Genomic DNA, 20,201 nt, shown 5'->3' with positions numbered 1-20,201 from the left:
GTCATGTCGCCACCAGCAAGGATGAGGATTTAACTTGGCCACTCTTACGGATAAAGAAATCGAAGCCCTGAAAATCGAGAATTTCATTTTTCACGTGGTGCATCATCGAGCCGATGATCCGATCCTTTTTGACGACACCCCCTTAAGCACCTTCGAGCCGTTCTTCATTGACCGCATCAAAGAAACCCTCAAGGGCAATAAATTCTCTTTCGCTGAAATATCTCAAGTAAAGGCCAAATTGAATAGTTGGGAAAAGGGCGAGTCGAATTTTGTCGATATCTCCAAGAGCTTGGCGCGGCAATTTCATCGCCTTGGTGATAAACGGATGAAGTCAGGCGTGTTGATTGTAATTGGTTTAATTACAGGGGCTAAAAAGTTTTATTCCTTAATCAAGTACGACTCTGAAAAAGTCGTGACATTTGAAACTAAGGGCGCCCAGGCAATACTTCAGGCAGTTACTAACAACTTTACTGAATCACCAAAAGCGTTGCAGAAATCAGCTCTTATTGATTTGGATTCCAAAGACTCAGAAGTAGTGATCATTGATAAAATGAGCCGCTCAGGAATCAGTGATTTCTTCAAAGAATTCCTGGGAGTAGAGCGCCTCCGGAACTCAAAGGAAATGACGGTAGATTTGGTTAAGGCAATCAAAAAAACTGTAAGGACACATCTGGGTGATCTGCCGCCTGCTATCACATCGAAGGTCGCTGAGAAAGTCGTTGAGATTGCGAAAAAGCGTAAAGACTTTGAAGTCGACGAATTCTTCACAGATTTTTTTGGCATCAATGGCCAAGATGAAATCCGAGCGACCTTTGACAAAGAATTGGAAAGCCTAAATTTGACTGGTGAGGTGTTCTCCTATGATGAGGAAGAGCTACCTACCAATGAGGCAAAGAAATACGTAACAAGTGAAGGCATAACCATCAATATGCCTGCGCGGGCAAAGGGAAGCTTAACTATAGAAAATGGAAAGGATGAAACTGTTATTACTATTCGTACAAGTCGCTTGCGTGAATCATGAAACAGCTAGCGCTGGAACTTCGCAGCTTCTTTGAGCGACTTACGGCGTCAGGTGGTTCTGCGCAGGTTGAAACTACGCATATTTTTCGAATTGATGAAGTAAGCGTTACATCTTCCGGGTTTGTTCGAGAATTGAAAGATCTTGCCCAGCGTGTTTGTTCTGTGGGCATCGGAAAGATGGAGCTTTTTGGAGAAGTTTCCGACAGCATCGAGATCAAAGATTTCGATTTGGAGGATGTGGAAAATGACAGACTGACAGTCATCTTGGAGAAGCCAACGGATGATGACTGGTGTTATTTCCTAACTTTAAAAGGTTTCGAAAACTGGTTGAGGACAAACCAATTTTCAGCACAGAACTCACAGAAAAAAATGTGCGTGTGGGTTGCAGGTGAAACCTTTGAATTTTCCACTCATCAGTTCCTAGTGAAAGAAATGGGTGGAGATAGAAATTTACCGACCGCCACTCAACATCCTGAAAAACCTTGGAAAATGGTACGGGATCTTACCCACTCCCTTACCCCCCCGTCGCTTGAGCCATGGCTGCTGACTGCTGAGCCAATTGCTGAAAGCGAACCTTTTACAGCCTGGAAACGCGTGGCGGTGGAAAAGCTTTCCTTTTGCTTGCCAGCCGAGATTCGCAAGGAAGATGATGAGGCTCATGTAATATTTCGAGGCGGGCGCTCACTCCCCATAGCTATAGACCAGCCTATTAACTGGGCTGATATCAATTTTGAGATGCTTCACGACACCTGCCAGTGGATCTACTCCACCCCTAGGGAGTGTGAAACGAAATTCCAACTTTTCAACAACCACATTGCTATCAACTGGAACAGTGGGACGACGTGGCCCTCTGGCTCAACGCCACTCTTAAAAAATAGCCTCTCGGGGGCCAAGGAAGCGTTCGCCTTTCATCTCCAGGATCAAAGCAAGGAGGCTGTCAAAAGCTTAGGGGATCTGCGCAAGGGTTTGCAGGACGAGGTTAATAAGACACAAACTGCGACAAGGGATTTAATATCAGCTCTTTGGCGTGATTTCGCGGTTGCGGGTGTTGTTTTAGCTCTCAAGACTCCGATAGCGACTGCAGGCGTGGCCGATACAGCTACCACGATTCTGTATCTTGGTGTCTCTGCACTTCTCATATTGAGCATAGTTATCAACACTCTATCAACCTTGCGTTTTAACAGTCTTGCTGACAGCAGTAGAGAAGGGTGGCGGAAGAAGATCTACAACTTTATGTCTGCCGAAGACTGGAAGCGCTTGGTTGAAAAACCTATATCGTCCGGACGCACCGTTTACTGGCTCGCTTGGACTGTGTGTTTCTGTCTATACGCAGCCATTGTTCACTACTTCCTATCGCTTGCGGCACCTAACTTTGTAGCGAATCACATCGATTATTATTTTTTCTGCGTCTGGAACTACATCGCCGCTTTTTTTTAGTAAAACTATAAATGCACCTACGGTTGAATCTTTATGGTGCAGTATTGTATGCGTCCGGCCAACACACCTTCCTGACCCCGACGCCAAAGGCGATGGTGTCCACCTAATTTAAGTGGACACCATTTCTAGCCTTTTAAGCGGGTCTTTCCATGCAGCCACAACGCCGTTCCTACTCCAAATCCTTCAAGGCCCAGCTCATTCAAGAGTGTGCCCAGCCCGGCGCTTCGATTGCCAGCGTCGCACTCAGCCACAGCCTTAACGCGAACCTCGTCCACAAATGGATTCGAGTGCAAACGCAGAAAGCCATGGCGCTGCAACCTGCTTTCGTTCCGCTACCCTTGCAGCTAGCCGGAGGAAATTCGCAAGCTGCATCATCGAACATCTGCGTTGAAATCCAGCACCCGCGTGGCACCGTCAAAGTGAACTGGCCGACCGAAAGTGCTGCCGCCTGCGCCACCTTTCTGCGAGACCTGTTGCGATGATCCGCATCGACACCATCTGGCTCGCCACCGAGCCCATGGACATGCGCGCCGGCACCGACACTGCGATGGCTCGGGTGGTAGCAGTGTTCGGTGCGGCGCAGCCGCACTGTGCTTATCTGTTTGCCAACCGCCGTGCCAATCGCATGAAAGTGCTGGTGCACGACGGGCTGGGCATCTGGCTGGCGGCGCGCAGGCTGCATCAGGGCAAGTTCTTCTGGCCGGGTTCCCGGCACGGTTCGCAGATAGAATTGGGCTCCGAGCAACTGCATGCTCTGGTGCTAGGTTTGCCTTGGCAAAGGGTCGGGCCAGGCAACGCGATTTCCATCGTATAACTTCTGCCATGCCCCATCTGGCTGTGCAATTGTCCGATCAGCCTATCGTTGGTTTTGACCTGTTCTGGCAAAATCGGCGGCATGACTTCGCTCCCTGATCTCAATCACCTGACCCCTGAACAACTGCGCGCTCTGGCAGCGCAGTTGATGCAGCGTGTCGAGACGCTGGACCAACAAGTCGAAACAATGGGCAAGACCGTCGAGACCATGGGTAAGAGGATCCATCATGGTCAAACGGTGATCGAAAAGTTGAGCCACGAGATCGCGCAGCTCAAGCGCTTCAAATTTGCCAAGCGTAGCGAGCAGTTGAGTCCGGAGCAGGCCAGCTTGCTCGATGACTTGATCGATACCGATATCGCGGCGATTGAGGCTGAGCTTCAGGCCTTGCAAACAGCTCCAACTCCAACCGAGGCAAAGCAAAAGCCCAAGCGCGCTGCGTTGCCGCCGGAGTTTCCACGCACCCTGATCCATCACGAACCGGACAACACTCACTGCCCATGCGGCTGCGCCCTCAAGCGTATCGGTGAAGACGTCAGCGAGAAACTGGACTACACGCCCGGCGTGTTTACCGTGGAGCGTCACATTCGCGGCAAGTGGGTTTGTGATGACTGCGAAACGCTGATCCAGGCGCCGGTTCCGGCGCAGGTCATCGACAAGGGCATCCCCACCGCCGGGCTGCTAGCCCATGTGATGATCGCCAAGTTCGCCGACCATTTGCCGCTCTATCGCCAGGAGTCGATTTTTGGTCGAGCCGGTTTGGCCATCCCACGCTCAACCTTGGCCCAATGGGTTGGCGTTACTGGCGTGCAGTTACAGCCTCTGGTGGATGCGCTGCGCGATGTAGTGCTCGGGCAGCAGGTCATTCACGCCGATGAAACACCCGTGCAGATGCTAATGCCGGGCTCGAAAAAAACTCATCGTTCCTATGTCTGGGCCTACGCCACCAGCCAACTCTGCGAAACAGCGGCTGTCGTCTACGACTTCAGCCCCAGCCGCGCCGGTGAGCATGCTCGTAACTTTCTGCAAGACTGGAAGGGCAAGCTGGTCTGTGATGATTTCGGTGGCTACAAGGCCAGCTTTGAACTCGGCGTAACCGAAATCGGTTGCATGGCCCATGCAAGACGCAAGTTCTTCGAGCTACACGCCACCAACAAGAGCCAGCTCGCCGAGCAGGCCTTGCGCTACATCCAGTTACTTTACGAAATCGAAAGTGAGATCCGCGACCTTGAACCGGATTTTCGCCACCGAATACGGCAGGAAAAAGCTGTGCCGGTGATGGGTGCACTGCATGCCTGGATGATCGCCCAGCGCCTACTTGTGCACGATGGCTCGGCTATCAGCAAAGCACTGGATTACAGCCTGAAACGCTGGACGGCGCTGTCGCGCTATCTCGATGACGGGGCCGTACCCATCGACAATAACTGGTGCGAGAACCAGATCCGGCCATGGGCGTTGGGTCGCAAGAACTGGCTCTTTGCAGGTTCACTGCGCAGCGGCAAACGGGCTGCGGCGATCATGAGCTTGATCCAGTCGGCGCGGCTCAATGGGCATGATCCGTATGCTTATTTGAAGGACGTCCTCACGCGCCTGCCGACGCAGCGGGCGAGTGAGATTGCGGAGCTGCTGCCGCATAGATGGCAACCGGTTTAGTTGCGCAAGGCGGGATGCCCGGACGCATACGCAGTATTACTACGCGGATATTTAGAAGCTATGCCAGGAACCATTAGGGGCTTGCTTCCAAATCAGAAGATAGTCGGGTGAGGTAGGGGGCTATAGCCATCATTGTCCGCATTCCTTTGCTCAGTTTAATGTCCCCAAATAGGGCCATTAAGCCTAAAAATGATGGTTAATGTGCCTTATTGGGGACATTAAATATGTATCTCAGAGCAACATACCACTAGCGCTCGATTCTAGGAGGGAAGTAGATTCTCTGATTCGCTGGCCTCATGGCGAGCCCAGCGCAAGGTAGCTATCGACATGAATTGCCTAATCGCCAGCGCTCCCCGTTCATTTCTGGCTTTCGAGCCAGGCAGGGTCAGTGCTGACTCTACCTTGGCACGACTCGCTTCGTACATTGCAAATGCGTTGAACTCAGAATCAAGCAGCACCAAGAGCACAGTATCGAAGGGTTGTCGTAGATCAATTGCCCCCATTCGGCCCGTAATCTTTCGTGGGTTGAGGATGCAGCGGCCCTTTATCTGGATTCTCGCGACGCCATCTTCCAGCGCCTCTGTAGCGTCGTAACCCGCCTGCCTTGCAGGATGTAGTAACAGGCCGAGTCTAGTAGCAGCTTCGTACTCTGCGACCTCGCCTGTTATGCCCAGCGGCTTGCCGGTCAGGCGATAGAAGCTACGTGCAAGCACCTTGGCTTCTTTCAAGATCTCTAGGATTTCATCCTGGATCAATGCAGCCTGGTGAGGTTCCTGGCCATGACTGAGTTCAGTCATCTGCAAATGCCTCGAGCGCAGCGAGCAGCTTGGCTAGCTCAGTCAGGTTGGCTGCAGTCACGATGTCATATTCTCCTCGACTACTCAGCCGATACACCTCTCGAGCCTTTTTGACACGTTCCAGCAGAGGGACGACTATGCCTGACGCCCTTTCCAGAAACTCGTTGATGTCAGCCCGTGTCTGAGGAATTTTGTAGCCTTTGGCCGCGCTTGTGATAATCACGTCCGAATCGCGAAGCTTGGCGATGCCGCTGGAGCGGATCCTCTGGTCGTTGATATCTCCGAAGCCGCTATCTTTTAGGTGGCCGACTATTTCTGCGGTTGGCACGTAGTCTTTGGTGACGAATTCGCTTTGGAATCTCAGGAACCGCAAGATGCTCAGCTGCAGGCGCTCATCCTCATTAGGGTGCTCACCAGCCCTTTCGCTAAAAAGGTCAGCCTGGCGGAGAGCTTCTTGGTGTACCTGGTAGTCTGCATACCCAGATTCATCCGCCGGCGGCGGCAGAAGAGACTGGTACTTGGATGGCCACTCAAGCATTCCAAGGGTCAGGCTTCGTAGAATCTTTTTGTAGGCAAGAACTGCTTCTTCCGATGCTTTCTCTTCGTAGATCTGAGCGACTGAGCCAGCAAAAAAATCTGCAACCTGAACCAAGACGTTGTCCTTACTGGCCATCGTCTGGAAGGCATCTTTATCGCCAAATAGGTCATCGACGAACCGTTCTGAAACGTAGCTTTTGAGGCTCTCCTGAAATTCCTGGCCACCATGCTCGTCTACGATCATCTGGAGGTCTGGGTATGCGCGGAACAAACGTTCATAGAGCAACCCATTCACATATTTTATGAATGAGGTCTTGAAACGAAGGCCACCGTCTTTGCGAATTTGGGACTTATCAACGACGGTGAAATAGAGCCTGAATGGCAGATCGGCTAGCTCGTTTAGGATCCGGGCACGGCGATCTGAATCCTTGGGCTTAAGATTGCTGGATTTGATCTCGCCCGTTTGAAAATGCCGCTCGCGGAGTGCTTCAGCTTGGGCATAAGCAGCCTCCAGGTCTTTCTCTGCCACTAGAATGGAGCAGACGATGAAGAAGCCCGAGCTTCCACCCTTTGACGTATCTAGGTCGGAATTCCCGGACTCATCCACGAAGGCATATGTTCTGTCCATGAGCTTGCTCCATCAACAACGTACTGAGCGCGGCGGGTCGCCCAATGACAAGGTGGCGAACTTAGTTCGTCGCAGTGGTAGTGCCTGGAGCGGGGCCTTCGCTGAACGTGTAGTTGATGACCACGTCATTTCGGATCAAGACGTCGAGGGTCTTCTGAGTGCCCGTAGTCGTCACCTTCATGGTGACCACGTAGCTTTGGGCATGCGCTGAGCCATTGGTGTAGGTGTAGATCCACTTCTCGTCAGTCTCGCTGACTGCGCTCTTAGCGTAGGGCTCACCAAACAGCGACTTCAACTCAGTAGTCGTCGTTTTACCTTTGGTGATGCTCGCTACACTGGCCGACGGAAAGTCTCGCCCTGCGGTGTAGTGGGACGTAGCGCAACCGCCAAGTGCGACACAGATCCCCATTACTGCGATGAGCTTTTTCATATCCATCCTTGATCGTAGGAAGCTCCAAATCTAGCTGGCATCGAGGCTAAAAGCCATCACCAAGGTGATCAGCTACTTTCGTGCATTCGCAGATAATGCTTTGCACATGTAGCAAGCCGAGCCAGGGCAAAGCCTCCTGAACTGCTCCGTCTGAGAAATCAGAAGCGGCGCAGAGCCTCGTTGGTTTGCTGCATAGCCCTGCAGCTCAAAAAAGCCTGATGCAGTTGTTGTCAGCAAATGAAAACGAGCGATTCCCTGCTCGGCGCCTATTGCTTCAATGACTCGAAGCACCTCAGCCCCAACCCCTTTCGATCTGTACGCCGGCTCTACGACCATGGAGCGCAGCAATCCATCTGTCCCATGCGTTTCAAACCCTCCCCATCCAACAGTCTCACCATTCCGTGAGAACTCAAAAAAGGTTCGGCCTGGAAGATCAATATCGTCTGCTGGAAGGTCAGCAGATTTCAGCGCATCGCGAAATCGCTGCGACTGCCCTCCGGCTATTTTCGTTGCCTGGATCATCATCTCCTTGCCCATCCCCTTATCTCCTTGGTGCCGCTTTGTAGGAACTGTCACGGCTCAAGCCGAAGCAGCAGCCATCATACTCGCTTTACCAAATATTCGCCAAAGCGTATATTCGATTTTCCATATGCATCGAGTTTAACCATGAGCCCTGCTATCAAAGTGCTTTTCGTGTGCGCTGCCAACTCAGCCCGCTCCCTGCTTGCAGAGGCTTTGCTGCGGCACACCGACCCGCGCTTCGAGGCCTTCAGCGCAGGATCTGAACCGTCTGAGGTTGATCCGCGCACGACTCAGGCATTGGAGGCAGTTGGAGTAGACGCAACGGGCCTGCGCAGCAAGTCCCTCAGCGAATTTCAAGCTGATCGATTCGATTACGTAATCACTCTTTGTGATAAATCCGCAAGCGAGTGCCTACCAATGCCCGGCGCAGGTGAAGTCATTGCATGGGATTTTCCTGACCCAGTAACTAGCGATGATCCTGGCGCATTTCGCCACTCGCTCCACGACATCCACGAGCGCATCAAGCTCTTCGTTTTGGTCAAGACCAAACACCTGGAGGATCTATGACAGAACCCTTGAACCCCACCACCTTATTCAAGTGCCTGGCGGATGACACCCGAGCAAAAATTTCGCTGCTTGTCGTGAGTGAAGGTGAGCTGTGTGTATGCGAGCTAACGGCAGCACTCGACCTGAGTCAGCCGAAGATTTCTCGTCATTTGGCGCTGCTGCGCTCTGCCGGTTTGTTGTTGGATCGTCGCCAAGGCCAATGGGTGTACTACCGACTGAATCCTGATTTGCCCGCGTGGGTGACTGCAGTTTTGAAGGAAGTGGTAGACGCCAATCAGCAATGGCTGGAAACCGAGGCTAAGCGCCTCTGCGGCATGAACGACCGTCCGATCAACCAAGCCGTGTGTAGCTGATTCACGCCCAACCGGATTAATGAAATGCTGATTGCCGTATTGATCTTTATCGCCACCATCGTCCTTGTCATCTGGCAGCCCAAGGGGCTGGGGGTGGGCTGGAGTGCGATGTTCGGTGCCATCGTGGCGTTGCTGGCAGGTGTCGTTACCCTTGCCGACATACCGGAGGTTTGGCGCATAGTCTGGAACGCTACCGGAACGTTCATCGCGGTCATTATTATTAGTCTGTTGCTTGATGAGGCAGGCTTCTTCAAATGGGCTGCGCTGCATGTCGCCCGATGGGGAGGCGGGAGCACCCGCAAGCTGTTCGCATTTATCGTCCTGCTGGGCGCAGCGGTGTCGGCCCTGTTCGCCAATGACGGAGCAGCATTGATCCTCACACCCATTGTGATCGCGATGTTGCTGGCGCTGCGTTTTTCTCCTGCTGCTACGTTGGCATTCGTTATGGCAGCCGGTTTTATCGCCGATACGGCGAGCTTACCGCTGGTGGTTTCCAACCTGGTCAACATCGTTTCTGCCGACTACTTCGATATCGGCTTCAACGAATATGCTTCGATCATGGTGCCGGTAAACATCGTCAGCGTGGCGGCGACGTTAGCCATGCTGCTGTGGTTTTTCCGCAAAGATTTACCAAAGACCTATGACCTCAACCAACTGGACAATCCGGACGAGGCAATCCACGACCGGGCCACTTTTGTAGCCGGTTGGTGGGTGCTGGCACTACTGCTGATCGGCTTCTTTGTCATTGAGCCATTGGGGGTGCCAATCAGCGCCATTGCAGCGGTCTGTGCATTCATTCTTTACGTCATCGCGGCTCGTGGTCACGCCATCAACACAAGCAAGGTGCTCAAAGAGGCGCCATGGCAGGTGGTGATTTTTTCTTTGGGTATGTACCTGGTTGTTTATGGCCTGAAGAACGCCGGCCTGACCGACCACATCGCGCAGATCCTGAACGTGTTCGCCGGTTATGGCGTTTGGGGCGCGTCCCTTGGTACAGGGCTGCTAACAGCGTTGCTGTCTTCGATCATGAACAACATGCCCACCGTTTTGGTAGGCGCCTTATCCATTCATGCCGCCGAAGTCGATGGTGTTGTCCAGCAAGCGATGGTTTACGCCAACATCATCGGCTGCGACCTGGGCCCGAAGATCACCCCAATTGGGAGCTTGGCAACTCTGTTGTGGCTGCACGTGCTCGCCCGGAAAAATATAACGATCAGCTGGGGTTACTACTTCAAGACCGGGATCGTGCTGACCGTGCCCATCCTCGTCGCCACATTGTCCGCCCTGGCACTGCGCCTCAGTTTTTGAATCAAGGAATCGTCTGATGAAAGTCTTGTTCATGTGCACCCACAACAGCTGCCGCAGCATTCTGTCCGAAGCGCTTTTCAACCACTTGGCGCCCGAGGGTGTAGAAGCCGTCAGCTCAGGAAGCTTTCCCAGTGGCCGGGTGAATCAACGGGCATTGCAAACGCTGGAGGCGGCGGGTATCTCTACGGCGGGCTTGAGCAGCAAGGCTTCGGATGCTTTTGAAGGCTCACCTCCAGACATCGTGATCACTGTCTGTGACCGGGCAGCGGGTGAGGCATGCCCAATCTTCTTTGGGCCAGCTTTGAAGGCGCATTGGGGTCTGGCCGACCCGTCTGACGCTAGCGGTTCGGAAGCCGAGATCACCGCAGCTTTTGAAACCACACTCGCCAAAATTCACGAGCGCGTGAGCGCATTTCTTGCGCTGCCACTGAAGACCATCAGCGCTGAACAGTTGAAAGCTGAACTGAACCGCATCGGTTCGCTTTAAAGATCAACCGAGGCGGCACCCAACCAGGCGCCGCCGTAGGAGTTTATATGCAAGACACATTGCCGAACGTACACGCCGACCTGATCGACATTCCGTCGCTGGAGCAACTGTCGCCTCGCACGCCTTCGCTCCATAAACCTCGCATTCTTCTGCTGTATGGATCAACGCGAGAGCGCTCATTCAGCCGGTTAGTCACGCAAGAGGCGGCACGCCTGCTGAATGAGTTTGGCGCTGAAACCAAGATCTTTGACCCATCGGGTCTGCCGCTTCCGGATGACGCTGCCGATACACATCCCAAGGTCGCTGAGCTGCGCGAGCTGATGCAATGGTCTGAGGGGCAGGTGTGGTGCTCCCCTGAGCGTCACGGTTCTATGAGTGCAGTATTCAAAGCCCAAATTGACTGGGTTCCGCTGGCGATAGGTGCTGTACGACCTACGCAAGGAAAGACCCTTGCAGTGATGCAGGTCTGCGGTGGCTCTCAATCTTTCAACGTGGTTAATCAGCTGCGCGTACTGGGCCGATGGATGCGGATGTTCACCATCCCAAACCAATCTTCGGTTGCCAAGGCATTTACCGAGTTCGACGAGGCAGGTCGTATGAAGCCGTCCTCGTACTACGACCGTCTCGTGGACGTGATGGAAGAGCTGATGAAGTTCACCCTACTGTTGCGGGATCGCCAGGATTATTTGGTTGATCGGTACTCCGAGCGTAAAGAGTCCGCCGAAGAGCTTTCCAAACGCGTCAACCAGCGCTCCATCTAACGTCAGTACGAGGAAGCGATATGAGCCAGATCACGATCTACCACAACCCCGAATGCGGCACCTCTCGCAACACCTTGGAGTTGATCCGTAACAGCGGGGAAGAACCGACGGTTATCGAGTATCTGAAGACCCCGCCTGATCGCACCACACTTGTCAGACTCATTGGGGATATGGGTATCGGAGTGCAGGCTCTTTTGCGTATCAAAGGCACTCCGTACGAGGAGCTGGGATTGGGCGATGCATCGCTGACTGACGAGCAGCTCATCGATGCCATGATGGCTCATCCTATCCTGATCAATCGCCCCATCGTCGTGACGCCGTTGGGCACACGCTTGTGTCGCCCGTCAGAGGCCGTTCTCGACCTTCTGCCTCAGGAGCAGAGCGGCAGTTTCGTCAAGGAAGACGGACAAGTCGTCATTGATGAGAATGGCAACAGGGTTTGATCCCACCCGAAGTACGTGGCCTTGGAGTCCCATTCGCACTCCACTTGGCCACCGTCTGCATTCGACCTAACCAGCAATTGCATCTCGTTTGACCTGCTCGCTTTGTCAACATCATAGCAAAGAGCGGCCAATAGCAGAGTCCTGATCATCCTGTTTCGCCCTTCCTCCTATCTGAAGCCAGTTTCGGCAAATAGCTGTTTATGAGCTTTCCGTCAAACGGCGCTTACATAGGTATAGGGGGTATACCTATGATGCGCGTATGCACAGTCAAAGGGGGTTCTCCCATGGGCCATATAGCTTCAAACAAAGACGATCTTCTCAAGCGCGTGAAACGCATCGCGGGGCAAATCCAAGCCGTTGAGCGTGCACTGGAATCGGATGCCGATTGCGCGAAAACATTGCATCTCGTAGCTGCCACACGTGGAGCTATCAACGGATTGATGGACGAAATTATTGAGGATCACGCCAGAGAGCATGTAGCGAGCCCAACGCTTAGCGATGAAGAGCGCAACAAGGGTGTCGAAGAGCTTCTTGAAGCCATTCGCCGCTATTCCAAGTGAAAAATCTAGGTACATGCTCATGAGCAGCAGCCACAACATCGAAATTAATCACGTACATGACCATGTGTTCCTCGGGTCAGCACACGAAGAAAATGCCAAACGTACCCTTTGGGTTGTGGCGCTAACGGTGGTGATGATGGTCGGCGAAATCGTCGCCGGCTATATCACTGGCTCGATGGCTCTACTCGCCGACGGCTTTCACATGGCAACCCATGCAGGCGCTTTGGGCATCGCTGCAGTTGCGTACAGTTACGCAAAACGCCACGCCTCCAGCAGTCGTTATAGCTTCGGTACGGGCAAGGTTGGAGACCTGGGTGGATTTGCATCGGCGCTCATTCTCGGCATGGTGTCCTTGGTAATCGCCGTAGAGTCGGTCATGCGTCTTTTGCAGCCGACGGAGGTTCAATTCGGAACCGCTACGCTCATTGCGATTGTGGGTTTGATCGTAAACATTGTGAGCGCGCTTCTGCTTGGCCACGGTCACAGTCATGGGCACGATCATGATCATCATGGGCACGGCGATAACAACCTGAAATCAGCTTACGTCCATGTGATAGCGGACGCTCTGACCTCCGTCCTGGCAATTGCAGCACTGCTCGCTGGCCGGTATCTCGGATGGGTGTGGCTGGATCCGGTAATGGGCATTGTGGGTGCCATAGTTATTGCGCGTTGGGCATGGAGTTTGATGGGCGTCACCTCGGCTGTACTGCTGGATCAAACTGATGAGCACGTTGCAGATGAAATCCGCGAGCTGGTTGAGAAGCCGGGTGATGCAACCATTACAGACCTGCATGTCTGGCGGGTCGGGCCAGAGGCGCATGCGGCTATTGTCAGCGTCCTCGGCGAATCCACTTTGAACGCTGAAAGCATTCGTGAACGACTGAAGCCTGTCCACGAAGTCAGCCACCTTACGGTCGAGTTTCGATTAGTTTGATTCACCGGCTCCCCAACCTCGACTTCATAGGAACTCCTAATGCCACTAGGGAAACGTGAGCTTGCGCGTATCGAACGTCGATTAATTACTACCCTCACCGAAGCGTGCGAAACAGCAAAAGGGGAGATCGAAGGATTTACGTGGCTCACTCACACCGCCGACCTGAATGCGTTGAGTGAAACCCTCAAGGTAGTCTGGGTGTTCGAAACACTGGCTGACAAGAAGCTCGCCCAGGCTATAGCGAAGGCGCGCATTGTTGAGTTGACCTCTATCGCGTTGAACGAGGCCGACATCGATCTGAACCTTTCAGACCGCTATGTCTGCTTTGACTCTGAGGAGGAGTGCCAGCGCACGCATGGTGGCAACTGGAAAAATCGCCTTGCTCAATCAGGCGCGACTAAAGGGGACTGACAATGGCTAAAGAAATCGAAAATCCCTGTATCTCGACTTGCCAGCTAAGTGGTGATCTCTGTGTGAGTTGCGGGCGCAGCAAGGAAGACATTAGAAAGTGGAAACGCATGAAGCGGCCTGAAAAAATGGCAGCTGTGCAAAGAGCGAACGTGCGATTGAAAGGGCTGAAAAAAGCGCAAGGTTAGTCACTTCCACAGGATGACCGTTGCCCGAGCTGTGCTCAAGCAGCTGCAAGGCCACCTCACTGCCGAAGTCTGATAGTCACAACGCACAGCGAGTGAACCTACTGCGATGCAACCTCAAGCTTGGGGAAAAGAATGGGTTCCAACGGAGGGGTTGCCTGACACAGCCCAAGCCTCCAGTAACCGACGTCGTGCCATTTTCCAAGCTTGAAGCCCACTTCTGGATACGTCCCAATGTGTACGAATCCTAGCGACTCGTGCAGACCGACACTTCCTTCATTGGGCTGCGCAATTCCGGCGTAAGCTGCGCGAAACCTCTGCTTTTCGAGAATCGGAAGCAAGGTTTCATAGAGTTCACGGCCAACGCCCTGCCGGCGAGCCGACTCGGCTATATACACCGTCACGTCCACAGCCCATCGGTAGGCCGGACGAGCGCGATGCTGGCTTGCGTAGGCATAGCCCTTGATCTCCCCACCTTCTTCGGCCACCAAGTAGGGATATGTCAAAAGCGTTGTCGCTATTCGCTGAGCGATTTCCTCAGCGCTTGGCGGAATCTCTTCGAACGAGATGGCCGTTGTCGAAACGATGGGGGCGTAAATGCGCTGGATGGCTACAGCGTCTGCTACCGTCGCCGTACGGATTTTCAAAGCCATGCAAGTCGTCCCTGATTCGAAAGCTGAACATTACCCTTTTTAGATCAGCCTTGGACATGGTCGAAATGTGAAGATGTTATGAGCGCCACCATTCGCCTGAGTAGTTCAGCTAGGCCTCTACATCGATCTGACTGATACGACCTCAACATATTTGTACTTCTTCCTTGCAGCCCTCACGGCCTCCTGCTCCGCAAGCAACGAGCTCAACGTATCAGCCTCGTGAATCAACTCGGTCATTTTCCCCTCAAACTCGTTCCCAACCCGGAGCGTGACCCGCAGCCTGGGCGTAAACGCCTTCGTCACTTTCTTCTTGGCTAGTGGAGCCTCTGCGGGCTTCGTGAAAACGATCTCTGGCACAGGCTCCAGCACTAGCGGAGTAGAAACTTGCTCCTTTGGCTGAGGCGTACCAAAAAGGGCACGACGCATTTCTTCTTCGGTTAATTCAGAGTTCATAGAGCATCTCAAAGGGGTGGCACTTCACTGGTAAAATTCTACAAGGATTGCTGCTGACCGGCGTCCATCGGGAAACTGCTTGGACGTTAAATCCCCAGTTCGATTTCAATACATGAGCCTCGCAGGGCACGCGAAAGCTGCGCCTTTGGTAGCAATGTGATGAGCCCATCAACCAAGCTGCTGGCGTGACGAGCGTATAAGGTGACTGTGCCTGCAGCCCGAATTCGACCCGGTACGAAGGCACCGACTCGTTCCTGGGCAATTTTCAGTATATTCAAGACTTCTTGGCTAACCTTGTCGTGGGATAGATGCTCAACGACTGGTCTGGACGGGCACCCGGCGCGGCTCCACATTTCTATGACCGCTTGGAGGAGTCCGTCTGAGCCGAGATGCTCGAGGGCCATCTCCCATAACTGACCCTCCTGCGCCATATCCAGGCGAGCCCTAGTCATAACGGAGTTCCAACATGAGGCTCTTTCTTGATTGCGAGTTTACCCGGCTCTCAGCCACAGCGAAGCTGATATCACTCGCACTGGTAGCTGAGGATGGACGCGAATTCTACGTGGAATTGGTCGACACATGGCGAGAGGAAGATTGCAGCGACTTCGTCGTAGAGATCGTTCTTCCGCAGCTATGGGGCGGTGGCAATGCACAACCTACTATCGGGGCAAGAAGTGCACTGCTCGATTTCCTAGCCTCGTTCGACGAAGTTCTGGAGATTGTCACAGACGCTCCACAGTACGACTGGGAGCTTTTCTGCGAACTCGCATATGACGATGGTAAATGGCCAAGGAACGTCCGGAATTACCCCACTGACGGCACCACTCTGGATGCCACAAGTGACGGGGTTCCGCTTCCGCATCACGCTCTTCTTGACGCCCGTATCATCGCTAGCATGTTCACCGAAAGCGATCTGAAGAAAGGGTGATGAAGTCCTAAGAGGCCAAGGTGAGCTAAAGCTGTCTTCCACAGCATACCTTCCTGAGGCATCTTCAGCCTGGTGCTGGTCATTCAAAAATCAGGCCTGTTCGGACTTGCTGGTCAAATACCTACGAATAGTAGTTTTAGACAGACCCAACGCTTCCGATATCTCAGTCACTGACACTCCCTCACTGTTCAGGCGATTTGCCTCTGCGGCTTTCTGCGCTGCTCCGGATCGCGCCGGTCGACCAGGAGGAAGCTTCCCTGCACTTACCAACGACTCCATCTCAATATCTACGCTGTCCTTTTTTATCCTATTTAGTTGCTTATTCAAACGCTTCAGCCCCTCCCTAAGCGGCTCGTTGGACTGTAGACACGTCGCCATGAGAATCAATGAGGCCGGCTCAACCTCAAGCAGCGCTGCGAGACGAATGAGCACATCAATCGTGATGTTCACCTCCCCACGCTCAATTCGGCCCCAATAGGAACGGTCAATAGTGATCAGGTTTTCTTGCGTAAGACCTTTTTTTCTACGCAGTGCTCGCACCACTACAGCTAGGGCTTCTGCGGCCTCCATGACATTTCCCCACGCAAATCGAGGATAAGGCCATATTGCGATGCACCATAACACGGGCTATGATCCGTATTACGGTGCCATCAGCGTTTTTGAGGCCTGCTTTTCGATGCATATACATCCGTAAGCGGAGCTAAGCACCTTGCTTGCGGGAGCCATCTGCTCGAGTGCGAGCGACAACAAGCGGGATTGAATTGTCAATTTCCCGGTTATTAATGAAAGGAAGCCCTATGGCTAGCGTCGAAGAACCCGACTTCATGAATGCGCCACGGACACCACTTGAGGGCCTGTCGAGCACCTCTGCAGCTCGAGCTTTAGCAGTCGAACGCTTTCCTAAAAAGCCTTACTGCCTAGTCCGCGACTGGACAATATTTCGCATTGAAGTCACCCGCGACGAACTCTTCAAATGTCATGCAGCGGGCCAGCTCCCGATGATCCTGTTTGCTCACAACGTGGCCGAGGACAGCCAAGGCCGTTTCGAACGCGGCGATTGGGTTCGTTCAAGCATGTGCACCGGTCTCCACGACGGTATTGCGTTCGAGACCAGAAACTCTGTTTACGTATTGATTGGCCCTGGTCATGAACAGCTCGCAAGCCTGAAAGACGTTTTCTCCCTCTTCTAACCTGCGCTCTATATCGGAGCCCCTTCAGGCCAAGGACATACGATGTTTAGAACACACGACGCCGACATGCTGGGCCTACCAGGCATGTTCGGTGAGGGTCAGTACCAATGGCATCAGGTATCCAAAGTGCTTCGTAATCACTGGTATCACGTAACCGTCCAGGCCAAGACCAAGGGCCGAATTTCAGAGGCGGTTCTGATGGTCGACAGCGAACCTCGACTTCAGCAACTCCTGATTTCCCAAGACGCTGAGACGATCATCACAGAGGTGCAAGTAGTCACACCTGCCCACATGAATGGCACGGGAGTTTGGCGAATGGAGAAACTGACCAAAGTGACGCTTGGTGAAGACCAAAACGAGTGTGTTGTGTGCCTGCTGGAGGTGGAGACCGGCTCCAAATACCACAGCTCTCACCAACCTGGCTTCAGCAGCGATGCACTGAACAACGTCCGTCCGATCTATCACGTGAACATGATTCGTACAGCCTGAAATTTTCCAAGAGTCCCGCACGATATCAGGGCAGATGGTTTCGTGCGGATTTCCTGGTAACCCCATACGGGCTGCGAAAGGAGCACAATTATGCTGAATACTTTGGATGTGGATTATCATGGAAAACGACATACAGATTTCGATCTCGCACGAATCCTAAAAGCACAAGCGCAAGGCTTCGACAAACCGATAACAGCCTATCTCTGCGGAGTATCCATAAAGGCTCGTGCTGGATTAGGTGTCGTGTTTGGTCACAAGCGTAAAGACCGGTATGGGCGGTTTGGCGACGGGCACTTGATCCGCACTTCTGACGTGATTAAAGCGGAGCGCGAGGGCCGTTTTTGGGTACTGACAACCGTGAACTCGCGGTACGTAATCGCGACGTTTCAGCGCGGCAATGGGCGTGCGAGCTTGCGGGAGTTTCTGCGGCTTTCACAGGGGATGCGCCATTTCACCCCGCAAGTGTTGCAGTAATGGTCGTGTTTATCCTGGCCATGAAGCCCCATGAACAATCATAAGGTGGGGTTATGATCGTGAAGGCCGGAGAAGTCATCTGCATATCATCCGGCATTTTCGAAGGGTACGCCCGCGCAGGGCCATTTGTCGCAACGCAGGACTTCGACCTAGACTCATTCGTTGCAGAGACAATGAAGCCGTTCACTGAGAAATGGGAGGTGTCGAGCATGTTTAGGGATATCCCCAGGATGCTTTTCGAAATCGGATTCATCACCGAGTTGCCCTGTCGAAAGATCTATTTGGGGGCTATGGGCGAGGTCGACATCCGGGAAGAAAAGGAAGACTTCTGAAGTCTGGATGGATTCGGGGGTGCTCACCCCCGGTGGCATCGCGGCGGACAAGGCACTAAAGCTGTGAAAGCTTCCCGAACCCAGGGCCACTGATTTTAAGTGGCCCTGGCTCTGTCGATGCTTCAGCCAATTATTACGCCGTCAAGTTAAGTAAATCTAAACCACCAAATTGCTAGTGCGTTGATGATGAAAGCGATGGCCCCATGGGGCCCCGCAAAGTTAAGTCGTTGCGCGGTTAGACCGACAGGTACTCGTCCACCGATTTGACGGTGGCATAGCCGAACTCAAAGGCTGCCATCATCGTTGCATGTGCATGAGCGGCTGGAACGTTTACACCACCAAATGTGAGATCCAAAGTGGCGCAGGCATCGTGCAGCACAGTAACCGGATAACCCATATCCACCGCCGCACGTACTACTGCGTCGATGCACATGTGGCTCATCGCGCCTATGACTACGATTTCCTGAACATCAGCGGCTTCCAACTGCTGCTTCAGATCAGTTTCCCTGAAGGCGTTGATGTGTTTTTTTACGATTACAGGTTCATTACCTTGTGGAGCTACATCTGGTTGAATTTCCGCACCAGTGGATCCCTTTGCAAAGATCGGAGCACCTTCAGCGGACTCATGTCGTATGTGGAAAACAGGAAATCCCTTATCACGGGAGTGGCTGATCACCCGGATAGCATTCTCGACAGCGGTGTCGATGCCGGTCAAAGGCAGCTTGCCAGTGGGCAGGTATTCGTTTTGCAGATCAACTACTACAAGGCCACGTTTCATGAACGATCTCCGGTCAAATTATCCGAGCATAGGGATTGGTGGTGAAGGCTCAGGTCGGCAGGTAGAGCACCTGCCTTATTCCGAACCTAAAAGGTTTGAGTCAGAACTCCAGTGAAGCGCCGTCTTCCGGAATATCGACCCGGCTCTCGATACCTTGCTTCTTGACGTATGTGCGCAGCTCTTCACGACTCAGGGACATGTGGTTAATTGCATCCATGTGCACTGCGACGATTTTCGCGTCCTTCGCAGCCTTTGAGGCGCGTAAAACGTCTTCCTCGCCCATGATGATCGATCCCGTATAGCCGGTCATCATTGCTTTCCCAGCATTCAGTACGATGACTTCGGGATGATATTTCTCAATGGTCTGGTCGACCTCTTTACGCCAGACAGTGTCACCGGCTAGATAAAGGGTCTTGTAGCCTGTAGCTTGAAAAACGACGCCCATTGCTTCGCCAAGAGGCTTCGCTAAAGCGGGTACTGCATACATTTCGTCGGTGCCATGCTGACCACCGGTCTTGGTGATTTTGACGCCGCCGAATTCAGCTTCGTCAGTCAGTACGCGCACATTCCTGAAACCTTGGGAGCGAATTAACTTCGCATCGTCCTCATGCTGCGTGAACAGAGGGATGTCTTTCGGCAGTGCTTTTTGTGCGGCATCGTCCCAGTGGTCAAGATGCGTATGAGTGACGATGACGGCGTCAACACCAGAGATCACTTTTTCGGGCGACTCGGTCAGATCAACCAATGGATTGCGAAGGTTGCTCCGATAGGTATTTTCAAATCCTGGATACGCTCCCTTCTTGGCAAGCATCGGGTCGATCAGGAAGGTGGTGCCGCCGTAGGAGATTTTTACGGTGGCGTTACGAATTTCCTGCAAACCCACTTTATGAGATGCATCAGACGGCTTCGGCGTAGTTGTTTCCGCGAATGCCGTGGTGGCCCCTGCCGCGCAAGCAATGCTAAGGACGAGGGGAAGAGCTTTGAAGTTCATGGGGTGAATCCTGTTAATACATTGATGCCTCAATTCTTGCTCAATGCAATAAAGGTCAACAGTGGCCTGAAT

The 20,201-nt window shown here is 53.0% G+C and carries 29 protein-coding genes; 20 read left to right on the top strand and 9 right to left on the bottom strand.

Going from position 1 to position 20,201, the window contains the following annotated elements:
* Positions 1-34 precede the first annotated feature (34 nt).
* From HZ99_RS14760 to tnpC, 5 genes are all read left to right on the top strand, one after another.
* Positions 35-1,021: a nucleoid-associated protein gene (locus HZ99_RS14760; protein WP_038443875.1), complete on the top strand. Its 987-nt coding sequence runs from the start codon at positions 35-37 to the stop codon at positions 1,019-1,021.
* Positions 1,018-2,457, top strand: coding sequence for a hypothetical protein (locus HZ99_RS14755; RefSeq protein WP_044271727.1), 1,440 nt, complete (start codon positions 1,018-1,020; stop codon positions 2,455-2,457). Before HZ99_RS14760 ends, HZ99_RS14755 begins: the two co-directional genes overlap by 4 nt.
* Positions 2,458-2,606: 149 nt before the next feature.
* Positions 2,607-2,939: an IS66-like element accessory protein TnpA gene (gene tnpA, locus HZ99_RS14750; protein WP_038441717.1), complete on the top strand. Its 333-nt coding sequence runs from the start codon at positions 2,607-2,609 to the stop codon at positions 2,937-2,939.
* Positions 2,936-3,271 (top strand): IS66 family insertion sequence element accessory protein TnpB, encoded by a 336-nt coding sequence (gene tnpB / locus HZ99_RS28595; protein ID WP_038441718.1) that lies wholly within the window; start codon positions 2,936-2,938, stop codon positions 3,269-3,271. Before tnpA ends, tnpB begins: the two co-directional genes overlap by 4 nt.
* An 81-nt stretch (positions 3,272-3,352) precedes the next feature.
* Positions 3,353-4,921, top strand: a complete 1,569-nt coding sequence (gene tnpC, locus HZ99_RS14740; protein WP_038441719.1) for an IS66 family transposase — start codon at positions 3,353-3,355, stop codon at positions 4,919-4,921.
* Positions 4,922-5,181: 260 nt separating this feature from the next.
* Here the strand turns inward: tnpC and HZ99_RS14735 are convergent, their stop codons facing one another.
* The 4 genes from HZ99_RS14735 to arsN2 form a co-directional block, all read right to left on the bottom strand.
* Positions 5,182-5,718 carry a hypothetical protein gene (locus tag HZ99_RS14735; RefSeq protein WP_038443873.1) on the bottom strand — a complete coding sequence of 179 codons (537 nt, stop codon included), beginning with the start codon at positions 5,716-5,718 and terminating at the stop codon, positions 5,182-5,184.
* Positions 5,711-6,883 carry a DUF3800 domain-containing protein gene (locus tag HZ99_RS14730; protein WP_038443871.1) on the bottom strand — a complete coding sequence of 391 codons (1,173 nt, stop codon included), beginning with the start codon at positions 6,881-6,883 and terminating at the stop codon, positions 5,711-5,713. Before HZ99_RS14730 ends, HZ99_RS14735 begins: the two co-directional genes overlap by 8 nt.
* A 61-nt stretch (positions 6,884-6,944) precedes the next feature.
* A complete protein-coding gene (locus HZ99_RS14725; RefSeq protein WP_038443869.1) occupies positions 6,945-7,313 on the bottom strand; it encodes a hypothetical protein in 369 nt (122 codons plus the stop codon).
* 72 nt (positions 7,314-7,385) lie between these two features.
* Complete coding sequence (gene arsN2, locus HZ99_RS14720) at positions 7,386-7,850, bottom strand: arsenic resistance N-acetyltransferase ArsN2 (protein ID WP_038443867.1); 465 nt, start codon at positions 7,848-7,850, stop codon at positions 7,386-7,388.
* Positions 7,851-7,979: 129 nt separating this feature from the next.
* Between arsN2 and HZ99_RS14715 the strand changes: the two genes are divergently transcribed.
* The 10 genes from HZ99_RS14715 (at position 7,980) to HZ99_RS27845 (ending at position 13,844) form a co-directional block, all read left to right on the top strand.
* Positions 7,980-8,402, top strand: a complete 423-nt coding sequence (locus HZ99_RS14715; RefSeq protein ID WP_038443865.1) for an arsenate reductase ArsC — start codon at positions 7,980-7,982, stop codon at positions 8,400-8,402.
* Positions 8,399-8,755: a metalloregulator ArsR/SmtB family transcription factor gene (locus tag HZ99_RS14710; RefSeq protein ID WP_032894886.1), complete on the top strand. Its 357-nt coding sequence runs from the start codon at positions 8,399-8,401 to the stop codon at positions 8,753-8,755. Before HZ99_RS14715 ends, HZ99_RS14710 begins: the two co-directional genes overlap by 4 nt.
* A gap of 24 nt (positions 8,756-8,779) precedes the next feature.
* Entirely contained in the window at positions 8,780-10,063 is a 1,284-nt protein-coding gene (locus HZ99_RS14705; RefSeq protein ID WP_007247284.1) for an arsenic transporter, read from the top strand.
* Between the two features lie 16 nt (positions 10,064-10,079).
* Positions 10,080-10,550: an arsenate reductase ArsC gene (locus HZ99_RS14700; protein ID WP_003395039.1), complete on the top strand. Its 471-nt coding sequence runs from the start codon at positions 10,080-10,082 to the stop codon at positions 10,548-10,550.
* 47 nt (positions 10,551-10,597) lie between these two features.
* Complete coding sequence (gene arsH, locus HZ99_RS14695) at positions 10,598-11,311, top strand: arsenical resistance protein ArsH (protein WP_038443860.1); 714 nt, start codon at positions 10,598-10,600, stop codon at positions 11,309-11,311.
* A gap of 20 nt (positions 11,312-11,331) precedes the next feature.
* Positions 11,332-11,754: an arsenate reductase (glutaredoxin) gene (arsC, locus tag HZ99_RS14690; RefSeq protein WP_038443859.1), complete on the top strand. Its 423-nt coding sequence runs from the start codon at positions 11,332-11,334 to the stop codon at positions 11,752-11,754.
* Between the two features lie 284 nt (positions 11,755-12,038).
* Positions 12,039-12,314 (top strand): metal/formaldehyde-sensitive transcriptional repressor, encoded by a 276-nt coding sequence (locus HZ99_RS27850; protein WP_080725266.1) that lies wholly within the window; start codon positions 12,039-12,041, stop codon positions 12,312-12,314.
* A gap of 19 nt (positions 12,315-12,333) precedes the next feature.
* Positions 12,334-13,248, top strand: coding sequence for a CDF family Co(II)/Ni(II) efflux transporter DmeF (gene dmeF, locus HZ99_RS14680; RefSeq protein ID WP_038443855.1), 915 nt, complete (start codon positions 12,334-12,336; stop codon positions 13,246-13,248).
* 39 nt (positions 13,249-13,287) lie between these two features.
* Entirely contained in the window at positions 13,288-13,659 is a 372-nt protein-coding gene (locus HZ99_RS14675) for a hypothetical protein (protein WP_038443854.1), read from the top strand.
* A 2-nt stretch (positions 13,660-13,661) separates the two neighbouring features.
* Complete coding sequence (locus HZ99_RS27845) at positions 13,662-13,844, top strand: DUF1289 domain-containing protein (RefSeq protein ID WP_080727717.1); 183 nt, start codon at positions 13,662-13,664, stop codon at positions 13,842-13,844.
* A gap of 98 nt (positions 13,845-13,942) precedes the next feature.
* Here the strand turns inward: HZ99_RS27845 and HZ99_RS14670 are convergent, their stop codons facing one another.
* Together HZ99_RS14670 and HZ99_RS14665 are read right to left on the bottom strand one after the other, a co-directional pair.
* A complete protein-coding gene (locus tag HZ99_RS14670; protein WP_038443853.1) occupies positions 13,943-14,494 on the bottom strand; it encodes an arsinothricin resistance N-acetyltransferase ArsN1 family B in 552 nt (183 codons plus the stop codon).
* A gap of 117 nt (positions 14,495-14,611) precedes the next feature.
* Entirely contained in the window at positions 14,612-14,947 is a 336-nt protein-coding gene (locus HZ99_RS14665; protein WP_038443850.1) for a hypothetical protein, read from the bottom strand.
* Positions 14,948-15,413: 466 nt separating this feature from the next.
* Here HZ99_RS14665 and HZ99_RS14655 point away from each other — a divergent pair, with 466 nt between their 5' ends.
* The gene (locus tag HZ99_RS14655; protein WP_038443848.1) at positions 15,414-15,875 is read left to right on the top strand and encodes a 3'-5' exoribonuclease; all 462 of its coding nucleotides are present in this window, start codon (positions 15,414-15,416) and stop codon (positions 15,873-15,875) included.
* Positions 15,876-15,965: 90 nt separating this feature from the next.
* Here HZ99_RS14655 and HZ99_RS27420 read toward each other — a convergent pair whose 3' ends face one another.
* The gene (locus HZ99_RS27420; RefSeq protein WP_050499464.1) at positions 15,966-16,445 is read right to left on the bottom strand and encodes a helix-turn-helix domain-containing protein; all 480 of its coding nucleotides are present in this window, start codon (positions 16,443-16,445) and stop codon (positions 15,966-15,968) included.
* Positions 16,446-16,672: 227 nt separating this feature from the next.
* Between HZ99_RS27420 and HZ99_RS14645 the strand changes: the two genes are divergently transcribed.
* From HZ99_RS14645 to HZ99_RS14630, 4 genes are all read left to right on the top strand, one after another.
* Complete coding sequence (locus tag HZ99_RS14645) at positions 16,673-17,065, top strand: DUF6957 family protein (RefSeq protein WP_051903165.1); 393 nt, start codon at positions 16,673-16,675, stop codon at positions 17,063-17,065.
* A gap of 42 nt (positions 17,066-17,107) precedes the next feature.
* A complete protein-coding gene (locus HZ99_RS14640; protein WP_038443846.1) occupies positions 17,108-17,554 on the top strand; it encodes a hypothetical protein in 447 nt (148 codons plus the stop codon).
* Between the two features lie 90 nt (positions 17,555-17,644).
* Entirely contained in the window at positions 17,645-18,028 is a 384-nt protein-coding gene (locus tag HZ99_RS14635) for a hypothetical protein (protein WP_038443843.1), read from the top strand.
* A 53-nt stretch (positions 18,029-18,081) separates the two neighbouring features.
* Positions 18,082-18,360 carry a hypothetical protein gene (locus tag HZ99_RS14630; RefSeq protein WP_038443841.1) on the top strand — a complete coding sequence of 93 codons (279 nt, stop codon included), beginning with the start codon at positions 18,082-18,084 and terminating at the stop codon, positions 18,358-18,360.
* A gap of 235 nt (positions 18,361-18,595) precedes the next feature.
* On the opposite strand, the gene HZ99_RS14625 is transcribed toward HZ99_RS14630, so the two are convergent.
* Together HZ99_RS14625 and HZ99_RS14620 are read right to left on the bottom strand one after the other, a co-directional pair.
* A complete protein-coding gene (locus HZ99_RS14625; protein WP_034139977.1) occupies positions 18,596-19,138 on the bottom strand; it encodes a cysteine hydrolase family protein in 543 nt (180 codons plus the stop codon).
* 100 nt (positions 19,139-19,238) lie between these two features.
* The gene (locus tag HZ99_RS14620; RefSeq protein WP_034139978.1) at positions 19,239-20,129 is read right to left on the bottom strand and encodes an MBL fold metallo-hydrolase; all 891 of its coding nucleotides are present in this window, start codon (positions 20,127-20,129) and stop codon (positions 19,239-19,241) included.
* Positions 20,130-20,201 lie beyond the last annotated feature (72 nt).

This window comes from Pseudomonas fluorescens (assembly GCF_000730425.1).
In the GTDB taxonomy this organism is placed as follows: Bacteria; Pseudomonadota; Gammaproteobacteria; order Pseudomonadales; family Pseudomonadaceae; genus Aquipseudomonas; species Aquipseudomonas fluorescens_X.
Note: the sequence above shows the minus strand (reverse complement) of the source record. Positions and strands in the feature narration are given on the sequence as shown.